We start from the raw sequence: 18,619 nt of genomic DNA on the forward strand, positions 1-18,619 counted from the left end.
GCATGCGTCAGTCCCGCGCCTTGTAGGTCAGCGCGGTGATCTGCTCGGACACCAGCCCGATCAGGAACACGATCACCGAGGCGCTCCACAGCAGCGTGCTCATGTTGGTGAGGCGGCCTTCGTGCAGGAAAGTCCAGGCGTAGTTGATCAGCCCGAGCAGGAAGAACACCGCGCTGGCCGGCGCGAACAGCTTCAGCGGCGAGTACAGCGTGGCGATCTTGAAGATGATCAGCAGGAAGCGCACGCCGTCGCGCAGCGGCCGGATATGGCTGTGCCCGATGCGCTTGGCCGCCTTGATCGGCATGTAGGCCACCGGATAGGCGCTGCGGAAGAACGCCATGGTGCTGGTGGTCGGGTAGGAAAACCCGTTCGGCAGCAGGTGCAGGAATTCGCGGAACTGCCTGGCCTTCACCGCGCGGAAGCCGGAGGTGAGGTCCAGGATGGCGTGGCCGGTCATGCGCGTGGCCAGCCAGTTGTAGATGGTGTTGGCCACGCCGCGGCCGACGCCGGCCTGGCTTTCCCAGTCGCGCGCGCCCACCACCATGTCGTAGCCCTGCTCCAGGTGCTGCAGCAGGCGGGCGATGTCGGCCGGATCGTGCTGGCCGTCGCCGTCCATGAACACCAGGATGTCGCCGCCGGCGGCGCGCGCGCCGCGCTTGATCGCGGCGCCGTTGCCCATCGAGTACGGCGAGGACAGGCAGGTGATGGCATGGCTGGCGCACAGCTCACGGGTGTCGTCCGTGGAGCCGTCGTCGACCACGATGATTTCCGCGTCCGGCGCGGCCTCGCGCAGCCTGGGCAACAGGCCGCGCAGTGCCGCGGCCTCGTTCTTCGCAGGCAGGATGATGCTCAGTGATTTCATGCGCCCCTCTCGTAATGGCAATCATAGCCTGCCCGGGGCGGGCGGGCTGCGCGGGAATCGACGGATTCCGGCGCCTGGAGGCCCCGGCGCGGCCTCAGCCGCGCTTGCGCGCCTGGCCGCGGGTGGTGATCTCGGTGACCGCCTCGATCACCCGTTCGGCGTCCGCGTCGCTCATCGCGGGCGAAAGCGGCAGGCTCGCGGTCTGCCGGCCGATGCGCATGGCATGCGGCCACTGCTCCGGGCGCCAGCCGAAGCGGTCCTGGTAATAGGGGTGCTCGGGCACCGACAGATAGTGCACGCCGGTGCCGATCCGCCTGGCGTTCATGGCTTCCAGGAAATCGTCGCGGCTGATGCCGCAGCGCTGCTCGTCCAGCATCACCGTGTAGAGGTGATAGCCGTGGCGGGTATTGGCTTCCGGCGCGGCCGGCAGGCCGATCGGCAAGTCCGCGAAGGCTTCGTCGTAGCGGCGCCACAGCTGCTGCCGGCGCTCCCAGCTGCGCTCCACGCGGGCCAGCTGGTGGATGCCGATGGCCGCCTGCAGATCCATCATGTTGTATTTGAAGCCGCACTCCACCACCTGGTAGTGCTTGTAGCCCTTGTCGCCGAAGCGGTGCCAGGCGTCCTTGCTCATGCCGTGCAAGGCCAGCATGCGGGCACGGGCGATCTGTTCCTCGCTGCGGCCCAGGATCATGCCGCCCTCGCCGGTCACCACGTTCTTGGTGACGTAGAAGCTGAAGCAGCCGAAGTCGCCGAAGGTGCCGGCCGGCTGGCCGTGGAACTCGGTTTCGATGGCGTGGGCGCAGTCCTCGATCACCATCAGCCCGTGCTTCCGCGCGATGGCCATGATGCGGTCCATCGCGCAGGGGCGGCCGGCGAAGTGCACCGGCAGGATGGCCCGGGTGCGCGGCGTGATGGCCGCTTCGATGGCATCCGGGTCCAGGTTCTGGGTGACCGGGTCCACGTCGGCCAGCACCGGGGTCAGGCCGGCGTGCAGGATCGCATTGACCGTGGCGCAGAAAGTCAGCGGCGTGGTGATCACCTCGCTGCCCGGCTCCAGTCCCGCGGCGACCATGCTCACGTGGATGGCCGCCGTGCAGGAATTGACCGCGGCCACCTGCGAGGGGCGCACCCCGCGCCACTGCGCGAAATCCTGCTCGAAACGCGCCACCCGCGGCCCCGTGCCCAGCCAGCCCGAGCGCAGGCAGGCCTCGACTTCCGCAATTTCTTCCTCGCCGATCTGGGGTGCTCCGAAGATCAGGAACGGCTGCATGGGTTCGGCGTTGGACACGATGGCGACCACTGGGGAAAGGCCGCTTTTGTATACGAACTTTCACGGCGGCGTCCATGGCGGCGTCACAACCCTGACGGACGCCACGCTTATGGGAATCCAATGTGCTGGATTTCACGCAAATGGGCCGGGCACGGGTGTACTGGCGCGGCTTCTGCGGTAAATTCCCCGTCAATCAGGGGGCTGGGCGACATTCAGGTTATGGCGACGCAAATGCAACCGTCACTGGCAGGGCTGTCCGGCATGGCCCGGCGCCTGGTATCCGAAGGGGTGCTCCCCGAGCCGGACGTGCGCAAGGCGGTACTCGATTCCGCCCAGGCCAAGACCACGCTCACCGCCTGGCTGCTGGACCACGGCCTGATCGACAGCAGCCGGCTCACCCAGCTCGCCTCGGCCGAATTCGGCATGCCGGCGATGGACGTCTCCTCGCTGCAGCCGGCCAGCATGCCGCTGAACCTGATCAGCGAAGCGCTGATCAACAAGCACCACGCCCTGCCCCTGTTCCGCCGCGGCAAGCGCCTGTTCGTCGGCATCGCCGACCCGATGCAGTCGCATGCGCTGGACGAGATCAAGTTCCACTCCAACTGCATGGTGGAACCGATCCTGGTCGAGCGCGCCCAGCTGCACCGGGTGATCGAGACCGCGCTCAGCGCGATGAGCTCCAGCGTGCCGGACCTCGGCGGCGACGACCTCGACGAACTCGCGCTGGAAGCCGGCGACGACGACGGCGACACCACCGGCATCGACGCCAACGCGAACGACGACGCGCCGGTGGTGAAGTTCGTCAACAAGATCCTGGTCGACGCGATCAAGCGCGGCGCCTCGGACATCCACTTCGAACCATTCGAAACCAACTACCGCGTGCGCCTGCGCATGGACGGCATGCTGCGCGCGGTGGCCAGCCCGCCGATGAAGCTGTCCACGCGCATCTCCTCGCGCCTGAAGGTGATGGCCGGCCTGGACATCGCCGAGCGGCGCGTGCCGCAGGACGGCCGCATCAAGCTCAATCTTTCCAAGAGCCGCTCGGTCGACTTCCGCGTCAGCACGCTGCCCACGCTGTTCGGCGAGAAGATCGTGCTGCGTATCCTGGACGCCTCCACCGCCAAGCTCGGCATCGACAAGCTCGGCTACGAGGAAGTCCAGAAGCAGCTCTACATCGAAGCCATCCACAAGCCCTACGGCATGGTGCTGGTCACCGGCCCGACCGGCTCGGGCAAAACCGTGTCGCTGTACACGGCGCTGAATATCCTCAACACCAACGAGCGCAATATCTCCACGGTGGAAGACCCGGTCGAAATCCGCGTCGAGGGCATCAACCAGGTCCAGCAGAACACCAAGCGCGGCATGACCTTCGCCGCGGCCCTGCGCTCCTTCCTGCGCCAGGATCCGGACGTGATCATGGTCGGCGAAATCCGCGACCTGGAAACCGCCGAGATCGCCATCAAGGCCGCGCAGACCGGCCACATGGTGCTGTCCACCCTGCATACCAATGACGCGCCGCAGACCATCTCGCGCCTGATGAACATGGGCATCGCGCCCTACAACATCACCTCGTCGGTCACCCTGGTGATCGCCCAGCGCCTGGCCCGCCGCCTGCACGACTGCAAGAAGCCGCTGGACCTGCCGCCGGCCACCCTGCTCGCCGCCGGCTTCACCCAGGAAGAGATCGACGCCGGCCTGACCCTGTACGAGGCGGTCGGCTGCGACAACTGCAACGAAGGCTACAAGGGCCGCGTGGGCATCTATCAGGTGATGCCCATGCTCGAGGAGATCCAGAAGATCGTGCTGCAGGGTGGCAACGCCATGCAAATCGCCGAGGTGGCACGCGGCGCCGGCATCAACGACCTGCGCGCCTCGGCCCTGCTGAAAGCCAAGCAGGGCGTGACCAGCCTGGCCGAGATCGACCGCGTCACCAAGGACTGACGCGGCTCCTGCGGCGGCCTGAGACGCCGCCCGCACTGGAGTTGCGTGCCAAGGCACGGATTGCCTGAGAGATTTGCCATAAGCTGCACCAAATTTGCCGCCGGCCCCTGGCCGGCAAGCTCGAAGGGGGAGTTTCCGCATGGCCACAGCAATCACGGCAGCCAAAGACGCTCGCGCCCGCGGCGCAGAGCGCGCCGCCGTCACCCAGATGTCCATGTACGACTGGGTCGCGCTGGACAAGCGCGGCAAGCGCATGAAGGGCGAGATGCCGGCGAAGAACGCTTCGCTGGTGAAGGCCGAGCTGCGCCGCCAGGGCATGAACCCGCAGACGGTGCGCGAGAAGTCCAAGCCCCTCTTCGGCGCTGCCGGCAGCACGGTCAAGCCGCGCGACGTGGCCATCTTCAGCCGCCAGATCGCCACCATGATGGCGTCGGGCGTGCCGATGGTGCAGTCCTTCGAGATCATCGCCGACGGCCAGAAGAACGTCCGCTTCAAGAACATGCTGGTCGACGTCAAGCAGGGCATCGAGGGCGGCGCCGCGCTGCACGAGGCGCTGGCCAAGTATCCGGTCCAGTTCGACGAGCTCTACCGCAACCTGGTGCACGCGGGCGAATCCGCCGGTGTGCTCGACACGGTGCTGGACACCGTGGCGACCTACAAGGAGCGGATGGAAGCGATCAAGAGCAAGATCAAGAAGGCCCTGTTCTACCCCGTGATGGTGCTGGCGGTGGCGCTGCTGGTCAGCATGATCCTGCTGCTGTTCGTGGTGCCGGTGTTCCAGCAGACCTTCAAGGACGCCGGCGCGGAACTCCCGGCGCCGACCCAGATCGTGATCTCCGCCTCGCAGTTCATGCAGAGCTACTGGTACGTGGTGATCGGCGTGATCGTCGGCAGCATCGTCGCCCTGGTCATGGCCAAGAACCGCTCGCAGAAGTTCGCGCACTTCCTCGACCGCGTGATGCTGAAGCTGCCGGTGATGGGCGCCATCCTCCGCCAATCCGCCATCGCCCGCTTCGCCCGCACCCTCGGCGTCACCTTCCGCGCCGGCGTGCCCCTGGTCGAAGCCATGGACGCCGTGGCCGGCGCCACCGGCAGCATCGTCTACGGCGACGCGGTCCGGCAGATGCGCGACGACGTCGCGGTCGGCCACCAGCTGCAGCTGGCCATGCGCCAGACCGGCCTGTTCCCGAACATGGTGGTGCAGATGACCGCCATCGGCGAGGAATCCGGCGCCCTGGACAACATGCTGTTCAAGGTGGCCGAGTTCTACGAGGAAGAGGTCAACAACGCGGTCGACACCCTGTCCACCCTGCTCGAGCCGCTGATCATGGTGATCCTCGGCGTGCTGGTGGGCGGCATGGTGGTGTCGCTGTACCTGCCGATCTTCAAGCTCGCGGGCACCGTGTAAGCTTCCGCATCCGAGCCCCTCTCTCCCCCGGGAGAGGGGGGCTTTTTTTATAGCTATCGAGACGACGCATGCCTGAGCTTCCTCTTTGGGCCTGGATCACCGTGGCAGGCGTGCTCGGCCTGCTGGTGGGCAGCTTTCTCAACGTGGTGATCCTGCGCCTGCCCGAGCGCATGGAAGCGGCCTGGCGCGAACAGGCGCTGGACACGCTCAAGCTGCCCCCCGACGAAACCACGCCCCGCCCGCCCGGCATCGTGCGCGAGCCCTCGCACTGCCCCAGGTGCAAGCACCGCCTGTCGGTGTTCGACAACGTGCCGCTGTTCGGCTGGCTGCTGCTGCGCGGACGCTGCCGCTACTGCAAGGAGCCGATCTCGATCCAGTACCCGCTGGTGGAACTGCTGAGCGGCGTGCTCAGCGCCATCGTGGTGTGGAAGTTCGGCCCCACCCTGCCTGCGCTGGCCGGCCTGGCCTTCACCTGGCTGCTGATCGCGCTGGCCGGCATCGACTTCCGCACCCAGTACCTGCCGGACGAACTCAACTACCCGCTGCTGTGGATCGGCCTGCTGCTTACCCTGCTGCCGATGTTCGTCACGCCCACCGCCGCGATCGTCGGCGCGGCGATCGGCTACCTCAGCCTGTGGAGCGTGTACTGGCTGTTCAAGCTCGCCACCGGCAAGGAAGGCATGGGCTACGGCGATTTCAAGATGCTGGCGGCCATGGGCGCCTGGATGGGCGCCGGCGCGCTGCTGCCGATCGTGCTGCTGTCCTCGCTGGTGGGCACGGTGATCGGCGGTTCGCTGATCCTGCTGCGCCGGCATAAGGCCGAGGTGCCGATCCCGTTCGGCCCGTTCATCGCCATGGCCGGCTGGCTGTGGTTCGTGGCCGGCGACTGGATGCTGCACACCTACATGCAGATCACCGGGCTGCGGTGATCGCGCCGCGCCCTTACGTCGTCGCGCTCACCGGCGGCATCGCCTCCGGCAAGAGCGCGGTGGCGCGGCGCTTCGAAGCGCTGGGCATCGCGGTCTACGACGCCGACGTGGCCGCGCGGGAAGTGGTCAGGCCCGGCAGCGAAGGGCTGGCGGCCATCGTGCAGACCTTCGGCGCCGGCGTGCTCGACGGCGAGAGGCAACTGGACCGCGCCGCCATGCGCCGCCGCGTCTTTGCCGACGACATGGCCCGGCGCCAGCTGGAAGCCATCACCCACCCGCGCGTGCGCAGCTGGCTGCGCGAACGCGCCGGCGCCGATCACGGCCCGTACTGCCTGCTGGCGATTCCGCTGCTGGCGGAGAACATCGCGCATTACCGCTGGGTCGACCGCGTGCTGGTGGTGGACAGCACCGAGGCCGCGCAATTGGAGCGGCTGATGCGCCGCGACGGCATCGACGAGGCGCTGGCACGCCGCATGATCGAACGCCAGGCGCGCCGCGAGGAACGCCTCGCCATCGCCGACGACGTGATCGCCAATACCGGCGAAGAAGCCGCGCTGGATGCTGCAGTAGCCGCCCTGCACCAGCGCTATCTGGCGCTGGCCAAAACCAGGACCTGAGCGCGCCTCAGCCGCCCCAGAAGCCGCGGATGCCCGCGATGCCCTGCCCGCCCGACGTGCGTGCCTGCTGCACGTCTGCCTGACTCATGCCGCCGAGCGCGTAGACCGGCAGCGCCGCCGCCTCGGCCAGTGCCGCGAAAGCGGCCCAGCCAAGCGTAGGCACCTCCGGATGGGTCGCGGTGACGGCCACCGGCGACACGGTCGCGAAGTCCGCCCCCAGCGCCAGTGCCCGCGCCAGCTCGGCGGCATCGTGGCAGCTCGCGCCGACGGGCTGGTTCCAGGGCAAGGGCCGTTCGCTGCCGCTCAGCTGCGCGGCCTTCAATTGCACGCCGACACCCAGGGCCAGTGCGCCTTCGATATCGCCGTTGAGCAGCAGCCGCGCACCGCGGCTGCGCGCTTCCGGCAGCAGCTGCCCGGCCAGCGCTCTCACCTGCTCCATCGGCCATAGCGGCAGGCGCAGCTGCAGCAGCCGCTCGCCGCGGCCCAGGGCATCGCGCAGCATGGCGGCGCAGGCGTCATGGGCCGCGGGCGGCAGGTCCGCCGGTGTGATCGGATAACGATGCGGCAGGCGCAGCGCCTGCAGGATGGCGCGGTCAGCCGGCGCCAGCAGCGCCAGATCGACCGCATCGGGATCGGCCCATTGCAGCGCGGTGTGCTCCAGCGGCCGCGGCTCGCTGTCCCAGCACCGCACCACCCAGGCATCCAGCAGCAGGCGCTTGGCGCCATAGGCCCAGGGCACCCGCGTCAGCGGCTCGCCCGGGCCGATCGCGATGCCCAGCTCTTCGGCCAGCTCGCGCGCCAGCCCGTCGCCGGCCGCTTCGCCCGGCTCCAGCTTGCCGCCGGGAAACTCCCACGCGCCCGCCAGGTGCTTGCCCGGCGGCCGCTGCGCCAGCAGCACGCGTCCGGCCGGGTCGACCAGGACGCCGGCCATGACGTGGATGGCGCCGCTAGGGGGAACGGGGCTCAAATGCTGCTGCGGACGTACTCGACCATGTCGAAGTCGTAGGCGTGGTCGGCGTCTTTCTTGTGATGGGTGCGGCTGAGTTCGGTCCAGTCGCTGAAATGCACGCCGGGAAAGAAGGTATCCGCACCGTCCACCGCCGCGTTCACCCAGGTCAGGAACAGCCGCTGCGCCTTCGGCAGCGCCGCCTTGTAGACCTCGCCGCCGCCGATCACCATCAGTCCGGTACCGCCGGCGCGGGCCAGGCCCTCTTCCAGCGAACGCACGGTGACCTGGCCCGGGAACGGCGCTTCGTGCTTGCGCGTCAGCACCAGGTTGGTCCGGCCCGGCAGGGCGCGGCCGACCGACACCGCCGTGTTGTAGCCCATCAGCACGAACTTGCCGAGCGTGAGCTCCTTGAACCAGCGCAGGTCGTCCGGCAGGTGCCAGGGCAGCTGGCCCTTGCGGCCGATGGCAGAGTTCTCGTCGAGCGCGGCGATGAGCGAAATGGCCATGAAGACTCCAGATGAGCGAACCGTATGGGGACGCACGGGCGGCCATATGGGGGTCGGCGCGCGCTAGCCGCGCATTGTACTCACGAACACCGCCGGGGCGGTGGCCGCCGGCCCAGGGCAATTCACACGGCGACCGGCGCCTTGATGGCCGGGTGCGGGGTGTAGCCCTCGATCGCCACGTCCTCGAAGCGGAAGTCTTCCAGCGCGCGCACGTCCGGGTTCAGCCGCAGCGTGGGCAGCGGGCGCGGCTCGCGGCTCAGCTGCAGGCGGGCCTGCTCGACGTGGTTGCTGTACAGGTGGGCGTCGCCCAGCACGTGCACGAAGTCGCCCACGCCCAGGCCGCAGACCTGCGCCACCATGTGGGTGAGCAGCGCGTAGCTGGCGATATTGAACGGCACGCCGAGGAAGATATCGCCCGAGCGCTGGTACAGCTGGCAGCTGAGGCGCCCGTCGGCCACGTAGAACTGGAACATGGTGTGGCACGGCATCAGCGCCATGCGCGGCAACTCGCCCACGTTCCAGGCGTTGACGATGAGCCGGCGCGAATCCGGATTGCGGCGGATCTCCTCCACCACCCAGCGGATCTGGTCCACCGTGCCGCCGTCGGCCGTGCGCCAGGCGCGCCACTGCTCGCCGTAGACCGGGCCGAGCTCGCCGTTCGGGTCGGCCCACTCGTCCCAGATACTGACGCCGTGTTCTTTCAGGTAAGCGATGTTGGTCTCGCCGCGCAGGAACCAGATCAGCTCGTGGATGATCGACTTCAGGTGCAGCTTCTTGGTGGTGACCAGCGGAAAACCTTCGCGCAGGTCGAAACGCATCTGCCAGCCGAACACGCTGCGCGTGCCGGTGCCGGTGCGGTCGGCCTTGATCGTGCCGTGCTCCAGCACGTGGCGCAGCAGGTCGAGATAAGCGCGCATGGTTACTCCTTCGCCGGCAGCGCCACGGTATACGGCCGCAGCGTCGGCGCCTTGCGGGACATAAAGATCAGCACCAGGCCCACCAGGATGAGCGGCAGCGACAGGATCTGCCCCATGGTGAGCCAGCCGAAGGCCAGGTAGCCGAGCTGCGGGTCCGGCAGGCGCACGAATTCCACCGCGAAGCGGAAGCAGCCGTACAGCAGCGCGAACAGTCCCGAGAGCAGATAGCGCGGGCGCGGCTTGAGCGACACCAGCCACAGCACGGTGAACAGCACCACGCCTTCCAGCAGCATCTCGTACAGCTGCGAGGGGTGGCGCGGCAGGCGGTCCGGCGCGTTGGGGAAGATCATCGCCCACGGCACGTCGCCGGGCTTGCCCCACAGCTCGCCGTTGATGAAGTTGCCCAGGCGGCCCAGGCCCAGCCCGATCGGTACGATCGGCGCCACGAAATCCACCGTGTCGAAGAACGCCACCTGGTGCCGGCGCGACCACCACAGCCCCGCGGCGAGCACGCCGAGCAGGCCGCCGTGGAAGCTCATGCCGCCGTCCCACACGCGGAACAGCGCCACCGGGTCGGTCCAGATCCAATGGATGTCGGCATAGAACAGCATGTAGCCGATGCGGCCGCCCGCGATCACGCCCATCATCGCGTAGAACAGCAGGTCGCCCAGCGCATCGCGCGTCACCGGCAGGCGGCCATGGCGGCGGCGGTATTCGGCCAGCAGCCAGGCGCCGAAGAAGCCGCCCAGGTACATCAGGCCATACCAGTGGATCGGGAAGGAACCGAGGCGGAAGGCCACGGGGTCGATGGCGACGGTATAGGGCAGCGACATGAGTCCGATCGGGGAAGCCGGCAAAGTCCAAGTGTAGCGACACCGGCACCGCTGCCGACAGGCAGGGTCGACGGCCGTGCCGGCTTGGCTATACTCGGCCGCGAACGCGATGCGGGCCCGGGGAGGCGCCCGCACGGCGCGCCGCCGGAAAGCGGCATGCGTCGCGGCGTTCGGCACGGTGGGGGTGTTGCTCCCAGCCACCGGCCCGGCAAGGGAGCCACCAAACAGGGGAAAATACATGTCGCTTCATTTCGCGCGGACCGCGCTGTCCGTGCTTTGCCTGCTCGCGCCCGCGGCCGCCTTGGCCGCCGACCTGATCCCGGTCGAGGATTTCGCCCGCCATCCGCAGATCTCCATGCCGCGCCTGTCGCCCGACGGCAAGTACGTGGCCGTGCGCGTGGATACCGACGACGGCGACAACCACGCGCTGATGGTCTACCAGGTCAGCGACATGAGTAACCCTGTGAGCATGCTGCGCATGCCCAAGTACGAGCTGCCGACCAGCATCGTCTGGGTCAGCCCCACCCGCCTGGTGATCGAGAAGGGCAAGCAGTTCGGCTCGATCGACAAGCCGCTGTCCACCGGCGAGATCATCGCCACCGACTTCAACGGCAAGAACCAGGACTACCTCTACGGCTACGACAGCAAGGCCAGCAGCCGTTCCGCCACGCGCGGCACCGACCGCGGCTGGGGTTCCATCGACGGCCTGCCCGAGCGTGCCAACGGCCATTTCTACATGGGCGCGCAGGACTGGGACGTGCAGAACCAGAGCTCGCTCTACGACGTCAACGCGCAGAAGAACACGCGCCAGCTGATCGGCGACATCGGCGTGGGCGACATGACCTTCATGACCGGCGCGGACGGCCTGGCGCACTTCGCCTACGGCCGCGACGAGAACTACAACTTCGTCGTGTTCCACCGCGAGAACAATGCCTGGGCCAAGCTCGGCAGCCAGGCCACCGGCGCCAGCTTCGCGCCGATCAGCTTCGCGCCGGACCGCCAGCGCATCTACGCCAGCTTCAGCGCCGACGGCGGCCCGGGCAAGCTGGTCGAGCAGGACGAGAACGGCGGCGGCCGCCACGACCTGGCCAAGGACGACTTCGGCAGTATCGGCACCCTGCAGTGGACCGCCCTGCCCAACCAGCCGTTCGCGGCCACCCCGATGACCGGCCTGCCCAAGCCGATCTACATCGACCCGAACCTGCCGGCGGCCAAGCTGCATATGGCGCTCAGCCAGAAATTCCCGGGCCAGGTGGTGGATTTCATCAACTACAGCGAGGACGGCAGCCAGCTGCTGTTCTCGGTCAGCAGCGACCGCAGCCCAGGCTCGTACATGCTGATCGACACGCAGACCTTCAAAGTGCGCAAGCTGTTCGACGCCGCACCGTGGATCGACCCGGGCAAGATGGCCGAGCGCCGCCCGGTGCGCTTCAAGGCCAGCGACGGGCTGGAGCTGGAAGCGATCCTGACCTTCCCCAAAGGCTCCAAGGAAGCCAACCTGCCGATGGTGCTGGTGCCGCACGGCGGCCCGCACGACGTGCAGGACACCTGGTTCTACGACGACGACGCGCAGTTCCTGGCCAGCCGCGGCTACCTGGTGCTGCAGGTGAACTACCGCGGCTCCGGCGGGCGCGGCGCGAACTTCAAGGAAGCCGGTTACCTGAAGTGGGGCACGCGCATCCAGCAGGATCTGATCGACGGCGTGAAGTGGGCGATCGAAGAGCGCTATGCCGACCCCTCGCGCATCTGCGTCTACGGCGGCAGCTTCGGCGGCTACTCGGCCATGATGGCCACCATCCGCGCGCCGGGCCTGTTCAAGTGCGCGGTCGGCTACGCCGGCATCTACGACCTGGACATGATGTACAACAAGGGCGATATCGGCTCCAACAAGCGTGGCCGCAACTATCTGCGCACGGTGATCGGCAAGAACGACGCCGACCTGGCGGCCAACTCCCCCGACAAGCTGGCCGACAAGATCGACGTGCCGGTACTGCTGGTGCACGGCGAGGACGACCAGCGCGCCCCGTTCGCCCAGGCCAAGGCCATGCGCGCCGCGCTCGAAGCCGCGCACAAGCCGTACCAGTGGCTGTCCAAGCCCGGCGAGGGCCACGGCTTCTACACCGAGAAGAACAACATCGAGTTCTACAACACGTTGCAGTCCTTCCTGGACAAATACATCGGCCCGAAGGCCGACGTGGCCGCCAAATAGCTGTCGCGGAACTGACGAAAGCGGGACACGGGAAAGGGCGCCACGGCGCCCTTTCCTCGTTTTGGCCCGGCCCAAAACGAATGTCTGCAATTACTTACGAAGACAAAGCTGACGCGACAGTAAGGTTGCAGGAAGCTGTCACCTTGTTTTAACTTCGGGCTTACATCGCCTGCTCCCCGGCTTCGGCGATGCCAGGGCACGTCCACTCCCCCCGTGGGACGCGCCATCCCAGATATCCAGGCGACCAGCGCTAAGTAGCTGGCGGCTGGCTATTTTTTGTTCGGAGTTCCTATAACAATGAAGCAAAAGACCCTGCTGGCTACCGCCATCGCCGCAGCGCTCCTGCTGCAGACCTGGTCCATCGCCGCCCAGGACGCCCCCGCTCCCGCCGCCGACCAGTCCAAGGCCAAGAGCCTGGACACCATCACGGTCACCGGCTCGCGCATCCGCAGCGTGGACGTCGAGACCTCGCAGCCGATCTTCACCATGGACCGCCAGGCGATCCAGTCGACCGGCCTGACCAATGTCAACGACATCCTGGCCCGCATGCCGTCCGCCGGCACGCCGGACATCACCCCGCAGGACACGCTGTCGTCGGGCGCCGACGTCGGCGGCCGCTACGTGAACATCCGCAACCTGGGTTCGACCCGCACCCTGGTGCTGGTCAACGGCCGCCGCTGGAGCACCAGCCTGGGCGGCCTGACCGACGTGTCGACCATCCCGGTCTCGATGATCGAGCGCATCGAAGTGCTGAAGGACGGCGCGTCTTCCGTCTACGGTTCCGACGCCATCGGCGGCGTGGTGAACATCATCACCCGCGACCGCTTCGAAGGCGCCGAAGTCAACGCCTACTACGGCCAGAACGAGAAGGGCGACGGCCAGCAGAAGAACGTCGACTTCACCTGGGGCCACAACACCGAGAACAACTCGCTGATCCTCGGCGCTGCCTACCAGGACAGCAAGCCGATGTGGAACCGCGACCGCGCCGAAACGCGCTACTCCAACAGCCCGCGCCATATCGACGACAGCCTGGGCGGCGGTCCGTGGGGCCGCGTGACCAACCCGGCCGACGGCCAGGATTACATCCTGAACCGCGGTGGCAATCCGGCGAACTTCGCCGACTACCACCCGTTCACCGGCGCGCCGAGCGACCTGTACAACACGCAGGCCGACATGACCTTCCGCGCCGGCACCAAGCTGAAGAACCTGTTCCTGCAGGACCGCTACAAGCTCACCGACAACGTGACCCTGCGCGGTTCGGCCAGCTACAGCGTGCGCGACACCGAAAGCCAGCTGTCCGGCTACCCGCTGCAGACCGGCAACACCGGCCTGACCATCGACCCGAACAACGCCTACAACCCGTTCCCGGGCCAGGCGACCAGCTTCTACCGCCGCACCGTCGAGCAGCCGCGCGACACCTGGAGCAAGTCCAAGCTCGCGCACATCGACGTCGGCGCCGAAGGCTTCTTCAACTTCCTCGGCCACGAGTGGAACTGGGACGCCACCTACACCTACTCGCAGACCAAGGTCCGCCAGGTCTCCTCCGGCAACTTCTACCTGCCGAACGCGCAGAAGGCGCTGGGCCCGACCACGATCGTCGATGGCCAGGTCGCCTGCGCCAGCGCCGCCGACCGCGCCGCCGGCTGCGTGCCGTGGAACATCCTGGCCGGCCCGGGCGGCACGCCCGCCTCGGTGTGGAACTACATCAACTACATCGGCACCGCGCGCCAGACCAGCAAGACCGACGACTTCAGCGCCAACCTCACCGGCGGCCTGTTCGACCTGCCGGCCGGCACGGTCAGCATCGCCGGCGGCATCGAGCACCGCGGCGAGAAGGGCAGCTTCCGGCCCGACGCGGGCGACTCGGCCGGCCTGACCACCAACCTGGCCAGCAACCCGACCAACGGCGCCTACATCGTCAACGAGGCCTACCTCGAACTCGACGTGCCGCTGCTGCGCGACCTGCCGGGTGCGCAGGAGCTGGGCGTGAACGTGGCCAGCCGCTACTCGCACTACAGCAACTTCGGCAGCACCACCAACAACAAGTACAGCTTCCGCTGGCGCCCGTTCGAGGACCTGCTGGTCCGCGGCACCTACGCCGAAGGCTTCCGCGCGCCGACCATCGACAATCTCTATGCCGGCAGCGGCCAGAGCTTCGAGAGCTTCGTCGACCCGTGCGATTCCGTGATCGGCGCCGCCGGCAGCAATGCCACGGTGGCGGCCCGCTGCGCCGCCGCCGGCGTGCCGGCGAACTATCGCCAGATCGACAACGGCACCGGCAAGCCGATCACCGACAACACCGGCGGCCAGACCGCGACGCCCTTCATCTCGGGCTCCAACCCGAACCTGAAGCCGGAGCAGTCGATCACCCGCACGATCGGCTTCGTGTACAGCCCGCACTACGTGTCCGGCCTGGACTTCACCGTGGATTACTACAACATCTACGTGAAGAACATCATTACCTCGGTCACCGCGTCGAGCATCCTGAACTACTGCTACGTGCAGAACGATTCGTCCTTCTGCGACCGCTTCAGCCGCGGCGCCAACGGCGTGATCACCAACCTCAACGAGAGCCTGTCCAACCTGGGCACGCTGAAGACCGAGGGCTACGACGTCGGTATCCACTACCGCCTGCCGCAGACCAGCTTCGGCACCTTCCGCATCGCCTCTGACAGCACCTACCTGACCAAGTACGAGACGGTCAGCGGCCCCGGCGCTCCGGCGGTGAACGCGGTCGGCTTCATGACCGACGGCGCCGGCAACCTCAACGGCGGCATTACCGGCCTGTACCGCCTGCGCTCGAACCTGCAGCTGGACTGGGACTACAAGCAGTTCGGCGCGAGCTGGACGGTGCGTTACTTCTCCGGCCTGAAGGACAGCTGCTACACGTCGACGGTGGAGTGCAACATGCCGACCTACGTGGCCCCCGGTCTGGTGGGCGTGGGCGTGAGCCGCAAGGGTTCGCTGGCGTTCAACGATGCGCAGGTGCGTTATACGGCGCCGTGGAAGGGTGTGTTCACGGTTGGCGTGAACAACATCTTCAACAAGAAGAGCCCCTACTACTACAACGTGACGAATTTCGGCAGCGGCAGCCCGCCGTACAATCCGGCGTTCGATATCGATCGTTATTTCTACGTGTCGTATAACCAGAAGTTCTGATCGCTTAGGCGGATGGAATTTTTGTTTTGTGGGGGTGGGCCTTCGGGTCCACCCCTTTTTTTTGGGCGCGCGAGGCGCTCTTTGCTCGTCATCCCGGCGTAGGCCGGGATCCAGTAGCGACTAGGTGGGGTTGTCGCGACTTGGCCGCTTATGCAGCGGGCATTCCGTGCGCCTGCCGGCGCCCGGGTCACTTTCTCTTTGCTGGCCCAAAGAGAAAGTAACCAAAGAGAGAATGGCCTTCAGAGCCAAGGCTCGCGACGCGACTAGAAGGAGCAGTGGACGGCTGCGGTAACTTGATTAACCTGGGTCTACACGAAACCACAGTGCGTTTGCGTAGCGGCTGCTTCAACGTGCCGTTGCCGAGAGGATGTTCAAGAACTGAGGCCAGCTTGAGCGGTGCGTTTTACCTCAGCTTCTCAGGTTGAACCCTTCTCCCTCCGGGAGAAGGTGCCGGCAGGCGGATGAGGGTTCGGGCGGAGCGCGGCGTTACACCCCGCCACCCCAACGTGGCGAGGCGCGGGAAGGTGCGGGTGTTGGGGTTCGCCTGCGGCTCACCCCAACCTACGCCGTACGCTTACGCAATGAACAGAGCTAAGCCTAAAAGCTGGCCTCAGTCATTGAACGTCCTCTCGGCAACGGCACGTTGAAGCACTCGCTACGCAAACGCACTGCCGTTTCGTGTAGACCCAGGTTAATCAAGTTACCGCAACCGCCCACTGCTCCTTCTAGTCGCGTCGCGAGCCTTTGACTTGAGGCCATTTCTCTTTGGTTACTTTCTCTTTGGGCCAGCAAAGAGAAAGTGACTCGGGCGCCGGCAGGCGTCCGAAATGCCCGCTGCATAAGCGGCCAGTCCGCGGTAACGCAAAAACCAGGCGACACAGAAACTGGATCCCGGCCTACGCCGGAATGACGAGCAAAGAGCGAGCGACCACATCGCGCCCACGCGAAACCCACTAAAGCAACACAGGCCGATCCGGCAACTCATCCGGCCTCCCGGCGCCATCCCCCGGAAAATGCCGCGCCAACAACTCATGCGCAGCCCCAATCCCCCCGAGACTCCCCTCGCGCCACTCACCCCGCGCAAAACACTCGCGCATCCGCGCACAGATCGCATCCCATTCCGCCTGCGGCACCGCAGCCGCAATCCCGCGATCGGCAACAATCTCGATCCGATGCTCAGCGAGCAGCACATAAAACAACACGCCGCAGTTGTGCTCGGTATCCCACACGCGCAACTGCGCAAACACCTGCTCCGCGCGCCGGCGCGCGTCCAGCCCCTCCAGCACATCCCACGGCGACAGCCGCGCCTCCACGGCGAAACACACCTCGCCCTTGTGGCGCCGCTCGCCGTCGGCGATAGCGCGGGTCATCTCATCCAGCACGGCAGGCGCGAACGCCCTGCGCAGCAGGAACCACGCACCGCCCAGATTCGCGAAGAAACGTTGGGCGCGTCCCATCACCAGCTCCCCGAGGAGCCGCCGCCGCCGAAGCTGCCGCCGCCCCCGCTGAAACCGCCGCCACCACCGCTGCCGAAGCCGCCACCGCCACCACCGAAACCGCCACCGCCGCCCCAGCCACCGAAACCGCCCCACCCGCCGCCGCCGATGGAACGCCCGGCGCCAGCCGGCAGCAGCATCAGTACGCCGCCGATGATCGCGCCCAGCGCCGCGGCGCCCAGGCTGGCCGCCAGCAGCCACAGCAGGCCGCCGATCAGGCCGGCGCCGAGCGGCGTGCGCAGCCAGATGCGGGCGCGGCCGAAGATGCCGCGCAGGAACAGGCCGGCGAAGATGCCGATGAAGAGCATGTCCTGGAAACCCAGGCCGCTGCGGCGCTCGCGGTGCGCCGGCTCGATCGGCGGCGGCAAGGCCTCGCCATCGATCAATTGAGTGAGCGCGCCGACCGCGTCGCTGATGCCGCCGAAGTAATCGTTGCTGCGGAATTTCGGCGCGATGTACTCGCGCGTGATGCGCGCGGTGGCGGCATCGGGAATGGCGCCTTCCAGGCCGTAGCCCACTTCGATGCGCACGCGCCGGTCGTTCTTGGCGATCAGCAGCAGCAGGCCGTCGTCGGTGCCTTTGCGGCCGATCTTGTTGGCCTCGGCCACGGCCAGCGAATAGCTCTCGATATCCTGCGGCTGCGTACTGCCCACCATCAGCACCACCAGCTGCGCGCCCTTGCGCTGCTCCAGCGCCACCAGCTGCGCGTCGAGCTGGTCGACCTGCTGCGCGGTGAGCGTACCGGTGAGGTCGGTGACGTGGCGCGCCAGCCTGGGCGGCGCGTCATCCGCATGCAGCGGCGCCAGCCCTGCGGCGAGCAGCAGCAGGGCCAGCAGCAACAAAGGCAGGCGCGAAAGGCGCCGCACGCTCACCTCAGTGCGTCGTCGCGGCCGGAGCCGGCGCCGCGCTGTTGCCGAAGTCGACGGTCGGCGCGGTGGAAATCGCCTTCTCGTTCTCCACGGTGAAGTTCGGCTTGACCTGGTAGCCGAAGATCTTGGCGGTGAGGTTATTCGGGAAAGTGCGGATCATCGAGTTGTATTCCTGCACCGACTGCACGTAGCGGTTGCGCGCCACGGTGATGCGGTTCTCGGTGCCTTCCAGCTGCGCCTGCAGATTCTGGAACAGGCCGTCGGCCTTCAGCTGCGGGTAGTTCTCGCTCACCACCATCAGGCGCGACAGCGCGCTGGACAGCTGGCCCTGCGCCTGCTGGAACTGCTGCAGCTTCTGCGGATCGTTCAGCGCGTCCGGGCTCAGCTGCATGGTGCCGACCTTGGCGCGCGCATTGGTCACTTCGGTCAGCACTTTTTCCTCGTGCTGCGCGTAGCCCTTCACCGTATTGACCAGGTTGGGCACCAGGTCGGCGCGGCGCTGGTACTGGTTGATCACTTCGGACCAGGCGGCCTTGACCGCTTCGTCCTGGCGCTGCATGGCGTTGTAGCCGCAGCCGGAGAGGCCGAGGACGAGCAGCAGCAGGGCGATCGCGCGAAGGAATTTCATGGGCGTGGACTCCGATCCGGTGGACG

15 protein-coding genes are annotated in these 18,619 nt (G+C 67.1%); 6 read left to right on the top strand and 9 right to left on the bottom strand.

Annotation, left to right across the window (positions count from 1 at the left end; translation table 11 throughout):
• Nucleotides 1-7: 7 nt before the first annotated feature.
• Together FHW84_RS00935 and FHW84_RS00940 are read right to left on the bottom strand one after the other, a co-directional pair.
• Nucleotides 8-862, bottom strand: coding sequence for a glycosyltransferase family 2 protein (locus FHW84_RS00935; protein WP_167252249.1), 855 nt, complete (start codon nt 860-862; stop codon nt 8-10).
• A 94-nt stretch (nt 863-956) separates the two neighbouring features.
• Entirely contained in the window at nt 957-2,150 is a 1,194-nt protein-coding gene (locus FHW84_RS00940) for a DegT/DnrJ/EryC1/StrS family aminotransferase (protein WP_343203546.1), read from the bottom strand.
• A gap of 201 nt (nt 2,151-2,351) precedes the next feature.
• On the opposite strand from FHW84_RS00940, the gene pilB reads away from it, so the two are divergent.
• The 4 genes from pilB (at nt 2,352) to coaE (ending at nt 7,027) form a co-directional block, all read left to right on the top strand.
• The gene (pilB, locus tag FHW84_RS00945; protein ID WP_167252250.1) at nt 2,352-4,073 is read left to right on the top strand and encodes a type IV-A pilus assembly ATPase PilB; all 1,722 of its coding nucleotides are present in this window, start codon (nt 2,352-2,354) and stop codon (nt 4,071-4,073) included.
• Between the two features lie 139 nt (nt 4,074-4,212).
• A complete protein-coding gene (locus tag FHW84_RS00950) occupies nt 4,213-5,481 on the top strand; it encodes a type II secretion system F family protein (RefSeq protein WP_167252251.1) in 1,269 nt (422 codons plus the stop codon).
• Between the two features lie 68 nt (nt 5,482-5,549).
• A complete protein-coding gene (locus FHW84_RS00955; RefSeq protein WP_167252252.1) occupies nt 5,550-6,410 on the top strand; it encodes an A24 family peptidase in 861 nt (286 codons plus the stop codon).
• Complete coding sequence (gene coaE / locus FHW84_RS00960; protein WP_167252726.1) at nt 6,410-7,027, top strand: dephospho-CoA kinase; 618 nt, start codon at nt 6,410-6,412, stop codon at nt 7,025-7,027. Before FHW84_RS00955 ends, coaE begins: the two co-directional genes overlap by 1 nt.
• Before the next feature lie 7 nt (nt 7,028-7,034).
• On the opposite strand, the gene FHW84_RS00965 is transcribed toward coaE, so the two are convergent.
• The 4 genes from FHW84_RS00965 to lgt form a co-directional block, all read right to left on the bottom strand.
• Nucleotides 7,035-7,958, bottom strand: a complete 924-nt coding sequence (locus tag FHW84_RS00965; RefSeq protein WP_167252253.1) for a Nudix family hydrolase — start codon at nt 7,956-7,958, stop codon at nt 7,035-7,037.
• Between the two features lie 32 nt (nt 7,959-7,990).
• A complete protein-coding gene (locus FHW84_RS00970) occupies nt 7,991-8,482 on the bottom strand; it encodes a dihydrofolate reductase (protein WP_167252254.1) in 492 nt (163 codons plus the stop codon).
• 122 nt (nt 8,483-8,604) lie between these two features.
• Nucleotides 8,605-9,399 (bottom strand): thymidylate synthase, encoded by a 795-nt coding sequence (locus FHW84_RS00975; RefSeq protein WP_167252255.1) that lies wholly within the window; start codon nt 9,397-9,399, stop codon nt 8,605-8,607.
• A gap of 2 nt (nt 9,400-9,401) precedes the next feature.
• The gene (lgt, locus tag FHW84_RS00980; protein WP_167252256.1) at nt 9,402-10,232 is read right to left on the bottom strand and encodes a prolipoprotein diacylglyceryl transferase; all 831 of its coding nucleotides are present in this window, start codon (nt 10,230-10,232) and stop codon (nt 9,402-9,404) included.
• Nucleotides 10,233-10,470: 238 nt separating this feature from the next.
• Between lgt and FHW84_RS00985 the strand changes: the two genes are divergently transcribed.
• The gene (locus tag FHW84_RS00985; RefSeq protein WP_167252257.1) at nt 10,471-12,441 is read left to right on the top strand and encodes a prolyl oligopeptidase family serine peptidase; all 1,971 of its coding nucleotides are present in this window, start codon (nt 10,471-10,473) and stop codon (nt 12,439-12,441) included.
• A gap of 297 nt (nt 12,442-12,738) precedes the next feature.
• Nucleotides 12,739-15,600: a TonB-dependent receptor gene (locus FHW84_RS00990; RefSeq protein ID WP_167252258.1), complete on the top strand. Its 2,862-nt coding sequence runs from the start codon at nt 12,739-12,741 to the stop codon at nt 15,598-15,600.
• A gap of 953 nt (nt 15,601-16,553) precedes the next feature.
• On the opposite strand, the gene FHW84_RS00995 is transcribed toward FHW84_RS00990, so the two are convergent.
• From FHW84_RS00995 to FHW84_RS01005, 3 genes are read right to left on the bottom strand one after another with little or no spacing between them, the layout of a single operon-like run.
• Nucleotides 16,554-17,057, bottom strand: coding sequence for a TPM domain-containing protein (locus tag FHW84_RS00995; protein ID WP_167252259.1), 504 nt, complete (start codon nt 17,055-17,057; stop codon nt 16,554-16,556).
• Nucleotides 17,057-17,962: a TPM domain-containing protein gene (locus FHW84_RS01000; RefSeq protein WP_167252260.1), complete on the bottom strand. Its 906-nt coding sequence runs from the start codon at nt 17,960-17,962 to the stop codon at nt 17,057-17,059. The genes FHW84_RS00995 and FHW84_RS01000 overlap by 1 nt, the downstream gene beginning before the upstream one ends.
• Nucleotides 17,963-17,969: 7 nt before the next feature.
• On the bottom strand, nt 17,970-18,593 hold the full coding sequence (locus tag FHW84_RS01005) for a LemA family protein (protein ID WP_167252261.1): 624 nt from the start codon (nt 18,591-18,593) through the stop codon (nt 17,970-17,972).
• Nucleotides 18,594-18,619 lie beyond the last annotated feature (26 nt).

The organism is Dyella sp. SG562, from assembly GCF_011759495.1.
Taxonomy (GTDB): Bacteria; Pseudomonadota; Gammaproteobacteria; order Xanthomonadales; family Rhodanobacteraceae; genus Dyella_D; species Dyella_D marensis.

Excerpts from the sequence above, each read along its gene's own strand:
- FHW84_RS00995 (WP_167252259.1), bottom strand. The coding sequence starts at position 17,057 with ATGGGACGCGCCCAACGTTTCTTCGCGAATCTGGGCGGTGCGTGGTTC.
- FHW84_RS00935 (WP_167252249.1), bottom strand. The coding sequence starts at position 862 with ATGAAATCACTGAGCATCATCCTGCCTGCGAAGAACGAGGCCGCGGCA.
- lgt (WP_167252256.1), bottom strand. The coding sequence starts at position 10,232 with ATGTCGCTGCCCTATACCGTCGCCATCGACCCCGTGGCCTTCCGCCTC.
- FHW84_RS00975 (WP_167252255.1), bottom strand. The coding sequence starts at position 9,399 with ATGCGCGCTTATCTCGACCTGCTGCGCCACGTGCTGGAGCACGGCACG.
- FHW84_RS00955 (WP_167252252.1), top strand. The coding sequence starts at position 5,550 with ATGCCTGAGCTTCCTCTTTGGGCCTGGATCACCGTGGCAGGCGTGCTC.
- FHW84_RS00990 (WP_167252258.1), top strand. The coding sequence starts at position 12,739 with ATGAAGCAAAAGACCCTGCTGGCTACCGCCATCGCCGCAGCGCTCCTG.
- FHW84_RS00985 (WP_167252257.1), top strand. The coding sequence starts at position 10,471 with ATGTCGCTTCATTTCGCGCGGACCGCGCTGTCCGTGCTTTGCCTGCTC.
- pilB (WP_167252250.1), top strand. The coding sequence starts at position 2,352 with ATGGCGACGCAAATGCAACCGTCACTGGCAGGGCTGTCCGGCATGGCC.
- FHW84_RS00950 (WP_167252251.1), top strand. The coding sequence starts at position 4,213 with ATGGCCACAGCAATCACGGCAGCCAAAGACGCTCGCGCCCGCGGCGCA.
- FHW84_RS00965 (WP_167252253.1), bottom strand. The coding sequence starts at position 7,958 with ATGGCCGGCGTCCTGGTCGACCCGGCCGGACGCGTGCTGCTGGCGCAG.
- FHW84_RS00970 (WP_167252254.1), bottom strand. The coding sequence starts at position 8,482 with ATGGCCATTTCGCTCATCGCCGCGCTCGACGAGAACTCTGCCATCGGC.
- FHW84_RS01005 (WP_167252261.1), bottom strand. The coding sequence starts at position 18,593 with ATGAAATTCCTTCGCGCGATCGCCCTGCTGCTGCTCGTCCTCGGCCTC.